14 protein-coding genes and 1 riboswitch are annotated in these 11,312 nt (G+C 70.8%); of the genes, 7 read left to right on the top strand and 7 right to left on the bottom strand.

Annotated elements, in window-relative coordinates; all coding sequences use genetic code 11:
* Positions 1–59: 59 nt before the first annotated feature.
* Positions 60–278: a hypothetical protein gene (locus KMS84_RS35440; protein WP_256920647.1), complete on the bottom strand. Its 219-nt coding sequence runs from the start codon at positions 276–278 to the stop codon at positions 60–62.
* Positions 275–502: a hypothetical protein gene (locus KMS84_RS35445; protein WP_256920648.1), complete on the bottom strand. Its 228-nt coding sequence runs from the start codon at positions 500–502 to the stop codon at positions 275–277. The genes KMS84_RS35440 and KMS84_RS35445 overlap by 4 nt, the downstream gene beginning before the upstream one ends.
* Positions 503–615: 113 nt before the next feature.
* On the opposite strand from KMS84_RS35445, the gene KMS84_RS35450 reads away from it, so the two are divergent.
* The 5 genes from KMS84_RS35450 to KMS84_RS35470 all read left to right on the top strand — a co-directional run bounded on the left by KMS84_RS35450 (position 616) and on the right by KMS84_RS35470 (position 3,331).
* Positions 616–1,458, top strand: a complete 843-nt coding sequence (locus KMS84_RS35450; protein ID WP_256920649.1) for a helix-turn-helix domain-containing protein — start codon at positions 616–618, stop codon at positions 1,456–1,458.
* Positions 1,439–1,648, top strand: coding sequence for a DUF397 domain-containing protein (locus KMS84_RS35455; RefSeq protein WP_256920650.1), 210 nt, complete (start codon positions 1,439–1,441; stop codon positions 1,646–1,648). Before KMS84_RS35450 ends, KMS84_RS35455 begins: the two co-directional genes overlap by 20 nt.
* Positions 1,649–1,926: 278 nt before the next feature.
* Entirely contained in the window at positions 1,927–2,769 is an 843-nt protein-coding gene (locus KMS84_RS35460) for a hypothetical protein (protein WP_256920651.1), read from the top strand.
* 38 nt (positions 2,770–2,807) lie between these two features.
* On the top strand, positions 2,808–3,083 hold the full coding sequence (locus tag KMS84_RS35465; RefSeq protein ID WP_256920652.1) for a type II toxin-antitoxin system Phd/YefM family antitoxin: 276 nt from the start codon (positions 2,808–2,810) through the stop codon (positions 3,081–3,083).
* A complete protein-coding gene (locus KMS84_RS35470) occupies positions 3,080–3,331 on the top strand; it encodes a type II toxin-antitoxin system RelE family toxin (protein WP_256920653.1) in 252 nt (83 codons plus the stop codon). Before KMS84_RS35465 ends, KMS84_RS35470 begins: the two co-directional genes overlap by 4 nt.
* A gap of 108 nt (positions 3,332–3,439) precedes the next feature.
* Here the strand turns inward: KMS84_RS35470 and groL are convergent, their stop codons facing one another.
* The 4 genes from groL to thrC all read right to left on the bottom strand — a co-directional run bounded on the left by groL (position 3,440) and on the right by thrC (position 7,703).
* On the bottom strand, positions 3,440–5,062 hold the full coding sequence (gene groL, locus KMS84_RS35475) for a chaperonin GroEL (protein WP_256920654.1): 1,623 nt from the start codon (positions 5,060–5,062) through the stop codon (positions 3,440–3,442).
* 413 nt (positions 5,063–5,475) lie between these two features.
* On the bottom strand, positions 5,476–5,682 hold the full coding sequence (locus KMS84_RS35480; protein ID WP_007493268.1) for a cold-shock protein: 207 nt from the start codon (positions 5,680–5,682) through the stop codon (positions 5,476–5,478).
* Positions 5,683–6,132: 450 nt separating this feature from the next.
* Positions 6,133–6,408: a MoaD/ThiS family protein gene (locus KMS84_RS35485; protein ID WP_256920655.1), complete on the bottom strand. Its 276-nt coding sequence runs from the start codon at positions 6,406–6,408 to the stop codon at positions 6,133–6,135.
* Positions 6,405–7,703 carry a threonine synthase gene (gene thrC, locus KMS84_RS35490; protein WP_256920656.1) on the bottom strand — a complete coding sequence of 433 codons (1,299 nt, stop codon included), beginning with the start codon at positions 7,701–7,703 and terminating at the stop codon, positions 6,405–6,407. The genes KMS84_RS35485 and thrC overlap by 4 nt, the downstream gene beginning before the upstream one ends.
* 18 nt (positions 7,704–7,721) lie before the next feature.
* A riboswitch (SAM riboswitch) is annotated at positions 7,722–7,886 on the bottom strand.
* A 169-nt stretch (positions 7,887–8,055) separates the two neighbouring features.
* Here thrC and KMS84_RS35495 point away from each other — a divergent pair.
* Both KMS84_RS35495 and KMS84_RS35500 read left to right on the top strand, forming a co-directional pair.
* On the top strand, positions 8,056–9,000 hold the full coding sequence (locus KMS84_RS35495) for a glucosyl-3-phosphoglycerate synthase (protein WP_256920657.1): 945 nt from the start codon (positions 8,056–8,058) through the stop codon (positions 8,998–9,000).
* A gap of 64 nt (positions 9,001–9,064) precedes the next feature.
* On the top strand, positions 9,065–10,480 hold the full coding sequence (locus KMS84_RS35500) for an alpha,alpha-trehalose-phosphate synthase (UDP-forming) (RefSeq protein ID WP_256920658.1): 1,416 nt from the start codon (positions 9,065–9,067) through the stop codon (positions 10,478–10,480).
* A gap of 37 nt (positions 10,481–10,517) precedes the next feature.
* Here the strand turns inward: KMS84_RS35500 and otsB are convergent.
* Positions 10,518–11,312 (bottom strand): trehalose-phosphatase (gene otsB / locus KMS84_RS35505; RefSeq protein ID WP_256920659.1); only part of this gene is annotated, 795 nt, incomplete at its 5' end.

Raw genomic sequence — 11,312 nt, forward strand, 5'->3', positions numbered from 1 at the left:
ACCCCATTCCGCCCCCGCGACCCCGACGCCTGTGATCCCGGCCACGCGCCGACCGCGCCCTACCCCTCGCGCGGCCCCGGGGCCGCGCCGGAGCGGGCGTCGCGGTTCAGCCGACGGACCCGCTCCCGCAGCACCTCGTCCGCGGACGCCTCCCCCACGTCCCGCGGCGGGCACTCCCACTCCCGCCCGCCGCCCACCGGCCGCAGCACCACCGCATCCTCCGACCGCTCCATGACCTCCCCGATCCGGCCGCTGCGGGTGTCCAGGACGTACCTCACGCCCCGCCTCCCGCCCGGCGCAGGGCGGCCGCGATGCGCGAGGCCACGCGCAGGTTGCAGCGGCCCAGGTCGATCAGGGCGTACGGGTCGCCGTGCGCGCCCGACACCGGGTCGATCCGCAGCGACGGCAGGATGACGCCCGCCTCGCCGAGAGCGGCCCGCAACTGCTCGACGGCCTCCTGGGCCGTCCGCGCGGGCCGGTCGCCCGTCGTCGTCTCCGCCATGTCCATCCCTCCACGCTGAGTGTTCCCGTTCACCACACAGCGTGGTCGCTCCGCTTCTAACCTGGCCAGATCCGGCGTCCCAACAAACGTCTCTGTAGGACAGGGGGTGGCCCGTGTCAGGCCCGAAGGATCTCGACCCGTCGTCGTCGCCACGCGCGCTGCTGGGCGCGGAGCTGCGCCATGCGCGCGAGAGGAAGGGGCTGAGCCAGGCCGAGCTGGGCGAGCCCCTGTTCGTCAGCGGCTCGTTCATCGGCCAACTGGAGACCGGTACGCGGCGCATGCAGCTCGAGTACGCCGTCCAGATAGACGGGATCCTGGGCACAGGCGGCTTCTTCACACGCAACTGCCAGGCGCTGGCCAAGTCCAAGTACCCGGATCACTTCGCAGAGGCGGCGGAGGCGGAGGCGGCCGCCACGGGAATCCGGGAGTACGCGCCGACCCTGATCCCGGGCTTGTTGCAGACCAGGGCGTACGCCGCCGCGGTGTTCCGCGCGTACAAGCCGACAGCCTTGGAGGCAGAGATCGACGAGCTGGTCGCGGCCCGGCTGGAGCGGGCGAACCTGCTCAGGGATCCAACAACGCCCTTGTTGTGGGTGATCCTCGATGAGGCGGTGCTCCGCAGGACGGTCGGGAGCGGGGCGGTGATGGCACAGGCGTTGCGCCACGTGGTGCGCCTGGCCGGCCGACGCCGGATCATCGCGCAGGTACTCCCCTTCGGCGCGGGAGCACACTCCTCGATGACCGGCGCCTTGAAGCTCATGGAGTTCCGGGACGCACCTCCCCTGTCCTTCGTCGAAGGCCCCGACATGGGCAAGTTGCTGGACGACCCGGCCACCGTCGCCCGCCACTCCCTGACGTTCAGCCTGCTACTGGCGACAGCACTCGCTCCGCAGGACTCTCTGGCCCTGCTGGAGTCGGTGGCGCAGGATTACGAGCATGGAGAACAGCGCCCGTGAGTACGACCTGACCACCGTGACCTGGCACAAGTCCAGCTACAGCGGCGGCGAAGGCGGCAACTGCCTCGAAGTCGCCACAGGCGACTCCACCCCCGTCCGCGTCCGGGACTCCAAGACCCCCCTCGGCCCGAGGCTCGCGTTCCGGGTGGACGCCTGGTCCGCGTTCGTGGAGAACCTCAAGGCCGACTGACCCGCACCGCCCCCGAGGCTCAAGCGCCCAGCCCCGAGCGCTCTTTCCAGGGAACGGGTGGGGGGTCTCAACCCACCCTCCCACCCGGCCAGTTGACGCGCAGCGACCGGTTTGCCACGGACGGTCACAAGGCTCTACGGTGCGCACAACGAAACAGCCCCCGCCGGTGCGCCAACACCTACGGGGGCCTGACCTACGAGATCGATCGAGAGCATCGAACTGTGGCTGAGACCAAGCCTAGTACTGCCCCCCTGCCCCCACACGCATCCCCGCACCCGATGGCCAATCCGGGTTACGGGAAGCGCGCCGCGGTGGGCCAACTTCCGCGCCGGAAGAACGACTTCGCTCACCTCCCGCCCCGCGAAGCGGCCATCGCCGCGTACATCGACCGCCTGCCGGACGGCGCCGACGTCTCGGTGAAGTCGCTGGCCAAGCACTTGCCGTACGGCCAGTGCGCCCTGCGCACCGCACTCAACCGCATCCAGGGGGCGGGCCACTTGAGGCGAGGGCGGGAACGGCTGAAAACCGCTTCGGGCGAGTTCCGCTGGGTCACCCGAACGTGGTTCACCCGCACCGCACGTGACGACGACTGGTGGGCGGGCTTCACCCGGGGTGACGTCCCGGAGCCGGAACGGCCGCCGGACCAGCGGCCCGACGCGGTCCGACGCACCCGCTCCCGCGCTCACGTCCTCCTGGCCGCCCTCGGCCGCACGGCCCCCGCCCTCTCCCTCTCCGCCGCGGACTGCACACGGCTCGCGCCGCTGGTGGAGGAGTGGTTCGCGCGGGGAGCCACGGAGGAGACGCTGGTTCCCGCTCTCACCTGCGGTCTGCCCGTCCCCGTCCACAGTCCGGCGGCCCTGCTGCACCGCCGCCTGACGGACAAGATGCCCCCGCCGCCCCAGGCTCCGCCTCCGCCCCGCAGACAGATGGAGTGCACACAGTGCGGGGTCCCGGGGCGCCCGGAGGCCCTGCCGGGGGGTGTGTGTCGCGGCTGCCGGGGCGAACAGCCGCCCGCCCTCTCTCGCGCGCCTCTCCCCGCCGCGGCCGTTCACGCTCGCGCGTCCGGAATTCGCAGGGCCCTGACCTCGTCGGCGGCGACACGGGCGACAGCACCCGCATGACTCCCTGGTACACACACGCAGGTGTGTACAGTTCACCCATGGACACGTATCCGCTCGTGGAGGCCCGCAACCAGCTCGGCCAGCTCGTCGGCCGTGTACGGCACGGCCAGGAGCACATCCTGATCACGGAGTACGGCAGACCCGCCGCCGCACTCATCCCGATAAGCGAGCTGGAAGAACTTCAGCGCTTGCGGGACGAGGCGGAGATCGCCGAAGCACGGACCCGCGAGACGGCACCGTCCGGACCGTCGATGTCCCACGATGAGTTCATGGAGCAGCTGGAGGCGGAGGACCGGCGGGCGGCGGCCTCGTGACGCACGCAGTCGTCTGGCAGCACCACGCCATGAACGAGTTCCGCAGGCTCCGCACCATCGACCCCGTGGGTGCCAAGGCGACGGCTGCGGCGGTGCGCGCACTCGCCGACGGACCCCACCCGGAAGCGGCCCGGGCCTTGGGAACCTCGGGCTACTTCCGACTGCACGTGGGCGACTGGCGCGTGCTGTACCGCTTGGACAACGACACCGTAGCCGTCCTGGTGGTGAAGGTCGGCCGCAGGAGCTGACGTCGCCCGTGGTCCGGGACACCCGCTCAGAACGCCCGAGGGCGGCACCCCCCGTTTCCGGGAAGTGCCGCCCTCGGTCGAAGGACAGGCGATCAACCGTGAGGTCGATCAGAAGTCCATGTCACCGCCCGGCATGCCGCCGCCGGCGGGCGCGGCGGCCTTCTCCGGCTTGTCTGCGATGACGGCCTCGGTGGTGAGGAACAGCGCGGCGATGGAGGCGGCGTTCTGCAGGGCAGAGCGGGTCACCTTCGCCGGGTCGATGATGCCTTCGGCGATCATGTCGACGTACTCGCCGGTCGCGGCGTTCAGGCCGTGGCCGACCGGGAGGTTGCGGACCTTCTCCACGACGACGCCACCCTCGAGACCACCGTTGACGGCGATCTGCTTGAGCGGGGCCTCCAGCGCGATGCGCACGGCGTTGGCGCCGGTCGCCTCGTCACCCTCGAGCTCCAGCTTCTCGAAGACGGCGGACGCCTGGATGAGCGCCACGCCACCACCGGCGACGATGCCCTCCTCGACGGCGGCCTTCGCGTTGCGGACGGCGTCCTCGATGCGGTGCTTGCGCTCCTTGAGCTCCACCTCGGTGGCGGCGCCGGCCTTGATGACCGCGACACCGCCGGCGAGCTTCGCCAGGCGCTCCTGGAGCTTCTCGCGGTCGTAGTCCGAGTCGCTGTTCTCGATCTCGGCGCGGATCTGGTTCACCCGGCCGGCGACCTGGTCCGAGGAGCCGGAGCCGTCGACGATGGTCGTCTCGTCCTTGGTGATGACGACCTTGCGGGCCTTGCCCAGCAGGTCCAGGGAGGTGTTCTCGAGCTTGAGACCGACCTCCTCGGAGATGACCTCGCCACCGGTGAGGATGGCGATGTCGTTCAGCATCGCCTTGCGGCGGTCGCCGAAGCCCGGGGCCTTGACCGCGACGGACTTGAAGGTGCCGCGGATCTTGTTGACGACCAGGGTCGACAGGGCCTCGCCCTCGACGTCCTCGGCGATGATCAGCAGCGGCTTGCCCGACTGCATGACCTTCTCCAGCAGCGGGAGCAGGTCCTTGACGTTCGCGATCTTGGAGTTCGCGATCAGGATGTACGGGTCGTCGAGGACGGCCTCCATACGCTCCATGTCGGTGGCGAAGTACGCCGAGATGTAGCCCTTGTCGAAGCGCATGCCCTCGGTGAGCTCGAGCTCCAGACCGAAGGTCTGGGACTCCTCGACCGTGATGACGCCTTCCTTGCCGACCTTGTCCATGGCCTCGGCGATGAGCTCGCCGATCTGGGTGTCGGCGGCGGAGATGGAGGCCGTGGAAGCGATCTGCTCCTTGGTCTCGACATCCTTCGCCTGCTCCAGCAGGGCGCCGGAGACGGCCTCGACGGCCTTCTCGATGCCGCGCTTGAGGGCCATCGGGTTGGCGCCGGCGGCTACGTTGCGCAGGCCTTCCTTGACCAGGGCCTGGGCCAGGACGGTCGCGGTCGTCGTGCCGTCACCGGCGACGTCGTCCGTCTTCTTCGCGACTTCCTTGACCAGCTCGGCGCCGATCTTCTCGTACGGGTCCTCGAGCTCGATCTCCTTGGCGATGGAGACACCATCGTTGGTGATCGTGGGGGCGCCCCACTTCTTCTCGAGGACGACGTTGCGGCCCTTGGGGCCGAGCGTCACCTTCACGGCGTCCGCGAGCTGGTTCATGCCGCGCTCGAGGCCGCGCCGTGCCTCCTCGTCGAACGCGATGATCTTGGCCATGTGAAGTGGTCCTCCCGGACTGGGGTGGATTGCTCCGGACCGCGCTGGCGCCCGCGACGGACGGCTCGCCGGCCTCGTGGTTCCTTGCCCCACCTGGCCTGCGGGCCTCACCGACCCGGTCCTCGTTGTCACTCTCACCTTCAGAGTGCTAACGCCAATGATTAGCACTCGACCCCTGAGAGTGCAAGCGCCTCCGTGAGACCCGCGCCGTTCCGGACAGCCGTGCGACGACCGTCGCGGGCAGCCGCGCGGACACCGGCGCGCAGGACGCCCGTGCGGACACCGGCGCGCGGACTCCCGTGCGGCCTGCCGGGCCCCGGGCAGGCCGAAGGGCTCGCACCCCCAGGAGGTGCGAGCCCTTCGACAGATGTGACAGATGTACAGAAGAACGACGCTGTCAGTCGGCGCGCGCTTCAGCCGGTCGCGAGTCGGACCATGTCCGCCTGCGGCCCCTTCTGGCCCTGCGAGATCTCGAAATCGACCCGCTGACCCTCTTCCAGGGTGCGGTAGCCGTCCATCTGAATCGCGCTGTAGTGGACGAAAACATCCGCACCACCGTCGACCGCGATGAAGCCGTACCCCTTCTCCGCGTTGAACCACTTGACGGTGCCCTGAGCCATGCCTAACTCCCCTATTACTGGCCCTTGCACAGATCCACACTTCGCGGATCCGGGTCAGACCTCACCCCCCATTGGTTGGGGGCGTGCGCCGGAACGCGTCGACCGCGGCCGAATGTATCTGTCCAACTGCCGTCTGCAACAGGTCACTCGGACGAGAATTCCGGACGCACGGGATCCGGAATGTGGCGAGAATTCGCCCGAATTCAGGGCAAGTCGGGCCCTGCAAAAGCCACAAAAGCCGCGAAAGGGGTCCACACTTTGGCTGCTTCTTGTCGGCTGGAGACAGAAATCAAAGGCTCCGGATCCGATGATCCGGATCGGGTTCCCCAACTGTACCGCGCTCAACCACACTGAATTGCCCCCTCCGCTTCTATCGCGGAGAGGGCAATTCGATGAACACTCGGTAATCACTGTTACCGACGGTTACTACCGGCGGGTACGGAACAGCGGTCAGCCGCCGGCCACGGCGGGGATGATCGAGATGCCGGCGCCGTCCGGGGTGGCCGTCTCCAGACCCTGCTCGAAGCGCACGTCGTCGTCGTTCACGTACACGTTCACGAAGCGGCGCAGCTTGCCCTGGTCGTCCAGGACGCGCGCGGCGATGCCGGTGTGGTTCTTCTCCAGGTCGGAGATGACCTCGCCGAGGGTGGCGCCCTCGGCCTTCACCTCGGCGGCGCCGCCGGTGTAGGTGCGCAGGATGGTGGGGATGCGGACGTTGACGCTCATGCGAGGCCAGCCTCTCGGAAGGAGTCCAGGTTCGGACGGATGGTCGCGGTCAGCCCCGTGCCGGCCACCGCGTCCAGGGTCTTCAGACCGTCGCCCGTGTTGAGGACGACGGTGGTCTTCGTCGGGTCGAGGAGACCGTTCTCGATCAGCTTGCGCGTCACACCCACCGTCACCCCGCCGGCGGTCTCCGCGAAGATGCCCTCGGTCCGCGCCAGCAGCTTGATCGCGTCGACGACCTGCTCGTCGTTCACGTCCTCCACCGCACCGCCGGTGCGCCGGGCGATGTCGAGGACGTAGGGGCCGTCCGCCGGGTTGCCGATGGCCAGCGACTTGGCGATGGTGTTCGGCTTCTGGGGGCGCACCACGTCGTGACCGGCCTTGTAGGCGACCGACACCGGGGAGCAGCCCTCGGCCTGCGCGCCGAAGATCTTGTACGGCCTGTCCTCGACGAGCCCGAGCTTGATCAGCTCCTGGAGCCCCTTGTCGATCTTCGTGAGCTGGGAGCCGGAGGCGATGGGCACGACCAGCTGGTCGGGCAGGCGCCAGCCGAGCTGCTCGCAGATCTCGTACGCCAGCGTCTTGGAGCCCTCGGCGTAGTACGGGCGCAGGTTGACGTTGACGAAGCCCCAGCCCTCGCCCGCCGGGTCGCCGATGAGCTCGGAGCAGAAGCGGTTGACGTCGTCGTAGTTGCCCTCGATGCCGACGAGCTCGCCGCCGTAGATCGCGGCCATCACGACCTTGCCCTGCTCCAGGTCGTGCGGGATGAACACGCAGGAGCGGAAGCCGGCCCGGGCGGCCGCGGCGCCGACCGCGCCGGCGAGGTTGCCGGTGGACGAGCAGGACAGGGTGGTGAAGCCGAAGGCGCGGGCGGCCTCGATGGCCTGGGCGACGACGCGGTCCTTGAAGGAGTGCGTCGGGTTGCCGGAGTCGTCCTTGACGAACAGCTTGCCGGCGTCGACGCCGAGCTCGCGGGCGAGGTTGTCGGCCTGCACGAGCTTGGTCCAGCCGGGGTTGATGTTCGGCTTGTCCGCCACGTCGGCCGGGACGGGCAGCAGCGGCGCGTAGCGCCAGATGTTCGCCGGGCCCGCCTCGATGCGCTTGCGCAGCTCCTCCGTGTCGTAGGAGGAGAAGTCGTACGCGATCTCGAGCGGGCCGAAACACTCCTCGCACGCGAAGACCGGGCCGAGGGGGACGCGGTGGCCGCACTCGCGGCAGCTCAGCGCCGCGGCGGGACCGAGGTCCACGGAAGAGGTCGGCGTAGAGTCGGTGGTGCTTGCAACAGTCTGCGCAGCCATGTGAGGCGAGGCCCTTTCTCCTCATCTTCCTCACGACGCATCTCGCCGTGAGACGGATTTGGCACCTTCCCGAGCCGGGAGCCTCGCGGAGCGCGCACCTGGTGAACGGTGAGCGGTACGAGACCGGCTGGAGGGTTGCCGGGGCTTCATCGGGCCGTGTCCCTCTGCCCCTCTGGATGAGCGGTGTGAAGTTGTGAACGGGAGCGACCTCGGACATGCGATGGTCATCCGCGTTGTTCAAGACTGTAACCGAAGGCCAGGACAGTTGAGAGAGTCGTCCGAACCGCGAGATGGATCACACGGTGACCTGCCGTGCACCAGGTGTGATCACGACAGTGAGGAGCCGTGGACCGTGCTGGAAGAAGTCGAGCGCTGGTTGGCCACCCGCTCCTGGTCGGTGACCGACCGCCCGCTGCACAGCCTCCTGGCCGCGAAGCGCGCCTCGAACCGGACGGTGTCCGTCGTCCTGCCCGCGTTGAACGAGGAGGAGACGGTCGGCGACATCGTCGCCGTCATCCGTCACGACCTCATGCACCAGGCGCCGCTCGTCGACGAGATCGTCGTCGTCGACTCGGGGTCGACCGACCGCACGTCCCAGGTCGCCGCGGCGGCCGGCGCGCGGGTCGTCCACCGCGACGACATCCTGCCGCGGATACCGGCCCTGCCCGGCAAGGGCGAGGTCCTGTGGCGCTCGCTGCTGGTCACGACCGGGGACATCGTCTGTTTCGTCGACGCCGACCTGCGGGAGTTCTCCTCCGACTTCGTCTCGGGGATCGTCGGCCCGCTGCTCACCGACCCGGACGTGGACCTGGTCAAGGCCATGTACGACCGTCCGCTGGGCGGCGCCGCCGGGCAGGGCGGGCGGGTCACCGAGCTGATGGCCCGGCCGCTGCTCAACCTGCACTGGCCGCAGCTGGCCGGGTTCGTGCAGCCGCTCGGCGGCGAGTACGCGGCCCGCCGCACCCTGCTGGAACAGCTGCCCTTCCCCGTCGGCTACGGCGTGGAGCTCGGCATGCTGGTCGACGCCCTGCACCTGGTGGGCCTGGACGCCCTGGCCCAGGTCGACGTCGGCGTGCGCAGGCACCGCCACCAGGACGGCCAGGCCCTCGGCCGCATGGCGGCGGCCATCTACCGCACCGCGCAGCTGCGGCTGGCCCGCGGCCACCTGGTGCGCCCGGCGCTCACCCAGTTCGAGCGCGGCACGGACGGCTTCGAGCCGCGCACCTACGCCGTGGACACCGAGGAGCGCCCGCCCATGGCACAGGTCGCCGAGTACGCGACCCGCCGGGTGGCCTGATCCGCCCCCGGGGCGGCTCGGTGCGCACGTTTGGGCGTTCGGAGGCCGGGCTAGGTTGAGGCGTATGGCTACCACGCACGAAACGGCTGCTCGGGGTACTGCTCAGGTGCTGGTCGCGTCCAATCGCGGCCCGGTCTCCTACGAGGTGCGCGAGGACGGCTCGCTGCACGCGAAACGCGGTGGCGGCGGGCTGGTCTCCGGTCTGTCGGCCATCGGCCCCGACGCGGGCGCCCTGTGGGTGTGCTCGGCGCTCACCGACGGCGACCGGGAGGCGGTCGCCCGCGGGGTCGGCGAGGAGGGCGTGCGGATGCTGCCCGTCCCGGCCGACGTGCACGCCGACGCCTACAACGGCATCGCCAACTCGGTGCTGTGGTTCGTCCACCACATGCTGTACCAGACGCCGCTGGAGCCGGTCTTCGACGCGGAGTTCCGCCGCCAGTGGGCGGCCTACGAGACCTACAACCGGGCGTTCGCGCAGGCGCTGGCGCAGGAGGCGGCGCAGGGGGCGGCGGTCCTGGTCCAGGACTACCACCTGTGTCTGGTGCCGGGGATGCTCCGCGAGCTCCGCCCCGACCTGCGCATCGGGCACTTCTCCCACACGCCCTGGGCGCCGGTGGACTACTTCGGCCTGCTGCCCGACGACATCCGCGAGCAGTTGCTGGCGGGCATGCTCGGAGCGGACCGGCTGGGCTTCCTCACCCGCCGCTGGGCGGACGCGTTCGGCGCGTGCTGCACCGAGTTCGCCGGCGGCCCGGGCAAGACGCGGATCGGCGTGCACGGCCTGGGCGCCGACGGGGAGTTCCTGCGCGAGCGCGCGCACCGGCCGGACGTCGACGAGCGCATGGCGGCCCTGCGCGCGGAGATCGGCGAGGGACGCAAGGCGATCGTCCGCGTGGACCGCACCGAGCTGTCGAAGAACATCGTGCGCGGCCTGCTGGCCTACCGGCAGCTCCTCGACGACCACCCGGAGTGGCGCGAACGGGTGGTGCACGTGGCCTTCGCCTACCCCTCGCGCCAGGACCTGGCCGTCTACCGGGACTACACGGCCGAGGTGCGGCGGCTGACGGAGGAGATCAACTCCCGGTACGGCACGCCCGGCTGGACGCCGGTGCTGCTGAACCTGAAGGACGACTTCGCCCGCTCGCTGGCCGCGTACCGGCTGGCGGACGTGGCGCTGGTCAACCCGATCCGCGACGGCATGAACCTGGTCGCCAAGGAGGTCCCGGTGGTCTCCGACGAGGGCTGCGCGCTGGTGCTGTCCCGTGAGGCCGGGGCGTACTGGGAGCTGCGCGACGACGCGATCGTCGTCAACCCCTACGACGTCCTGGAGACCGCGCGGGCCCTGCACGAGGGCCTGACGATGGATCCGCGGGAGCGGGCCGAGCGCTCCGCCCGCCTGTCGGCGGCGGCGACCGCGCTCCCCCCGGCCCGCTGGTTCCTGGACCAGCTGAACGCCCTGCGCGAGCCTCGGCCCAGCTGAACGCCCCGCGCGAGCCTCGGCCCGGCCGGGCCGAGGCTCAGCCCAGCCGGGCGGCGAGCGCCCGCAGCAGTTCGACGACCCCGTCCGGGCCGTTCACCACGAGGTCGGCGCGTTCGGCGAGTTCGCCGACCTCGGCGCTGCCGCTGCATACGAGCAGGCCGGGGACGCCGTCGGCGCGGAGTTCCTCGACGGCGGCGAAGGCGGGCAGGTCGCCGAGGTCGTCGCCGGCGTAGAGGACCGAGCCGGCGCCGGTCTCGCGGACGTGCCGCAGCAGGGCCACGCCCTTGTCCATGCCCGGCGGGCGCAGTTCCAGCACCATGCGGCCGGGCTCGACGATCAGGCCGTGCCGGGCGGCGAGGTCGGTCAGGGGGGCGCGCAGGGCCTCGAAGGCGGCCTGGGGGTCGTCGGCGCGGCGGGTGTGGACGGCGACGGCCCGGCCGCCCTTCTCCTCGATCCAGATCCCCGGCCGGTCGCCGGCCGCCGCCAGGACGCCGGGGAGTTCGGCGCGCACGGCGGCGACTCCCGGGTGGGGGGCGGGGGCGCTGAGGGCGCCGGTGCGGGCGTCCCAGCGTTCGGCGCCGTAGTGGCCGAGGACGGCGAGGTGCGCCAGCCCCTCGACCCCGGCGAAGCCGCCGTGCCGCACGGCGACCTCGGCGGGCCGGCCGGTGACGACGGCCACCGCGGCGACCCTCGGCGCGAGGGCCGCGAGGGCGGGGACGGCGCCGGGGTGGGCCCGGGCGTCCTCGGGGTTCTCGACGATGGGTGCGAGCGTGCCGTCGAAGTCGAGGGCGACCAGGGCGGCCGACGGCCGGGCCGTGATCGCGTCGAGCGC

Origin of the sequence: Streptomyces hilarionis (assembly GCF_024539675.1) — a bacterium.
GTDB lineage: Bacteria > Actinomycetota > Actinomycetes > Streptomycetales > Streptomycetaceae > Streptomyces > Streptomyces hilarionis.

Bases quoted from the DNA above. Each gene is read 5' to 3' on its own strand.
- KMS84_RS35445 (WP_256920648.1), bottom strand. From the start codon at position 502: ATGGCGGAGACGACGACGGGCGACCGGCCCGCGCGGACGGCCCAGGAG.
- KMS84_RS35455 (WP_256920650.1), top strand. From the start codon at position 1,439: ATGGAGAACAGCGCCCGTGAGTACGACCTGACCACCGTGACCTGGCAC.
- KMS84_RS35460 (WP_256920651.1), top strand. From the start codon at position 1,927: ATGGCCAATCCGGGTTACGGGAAGCGCGCCGCGGTGGGCCAACTTCCG.
- KMS84_RS35465 (WP_256920652.1), top strand. From the start codon at position 2,808: ATGGACACGTATCCGCTCGTGGAGGCCCGCAACCAGCTCGGCCAGCTC.
- groL (WP_256920654.1), bottom strand. From the start codon at position 5,062: ATGGCCAAGATCATCGCGTTCGACGAGGAGGCACGGCGCGGCCTCGAG.
- KMS84_RS35480 (WP_007493268.1), bottom strand. From the start codon at position 5,682: ATGGCTCAGGGCACCGTCAAGTGGTTCAACGCGGAGAAGGGGTACGGC.
- KMS84_RS35485 (WP_256920655.1), bottom strand. From the start codon at position 6,408: ATGAGCGTCAACGTCCGCATCCCCACCATCCTGCGCACCTACACCGGC.
- thrC (WP_256920656.1), bottom strand. From the start codon at position 7,703: ATGGCTGCGCAGACTGTTGCAAGCACCACCGACTCTACGCCGACCTCT.
- KMS84_RS35500 (WP_256920658.1), top strand. From the start codon at position 9,065: ATGGCTACCACGCACGAAACGGCTGCTCGGGGTACTGCTCAGGTGCTG.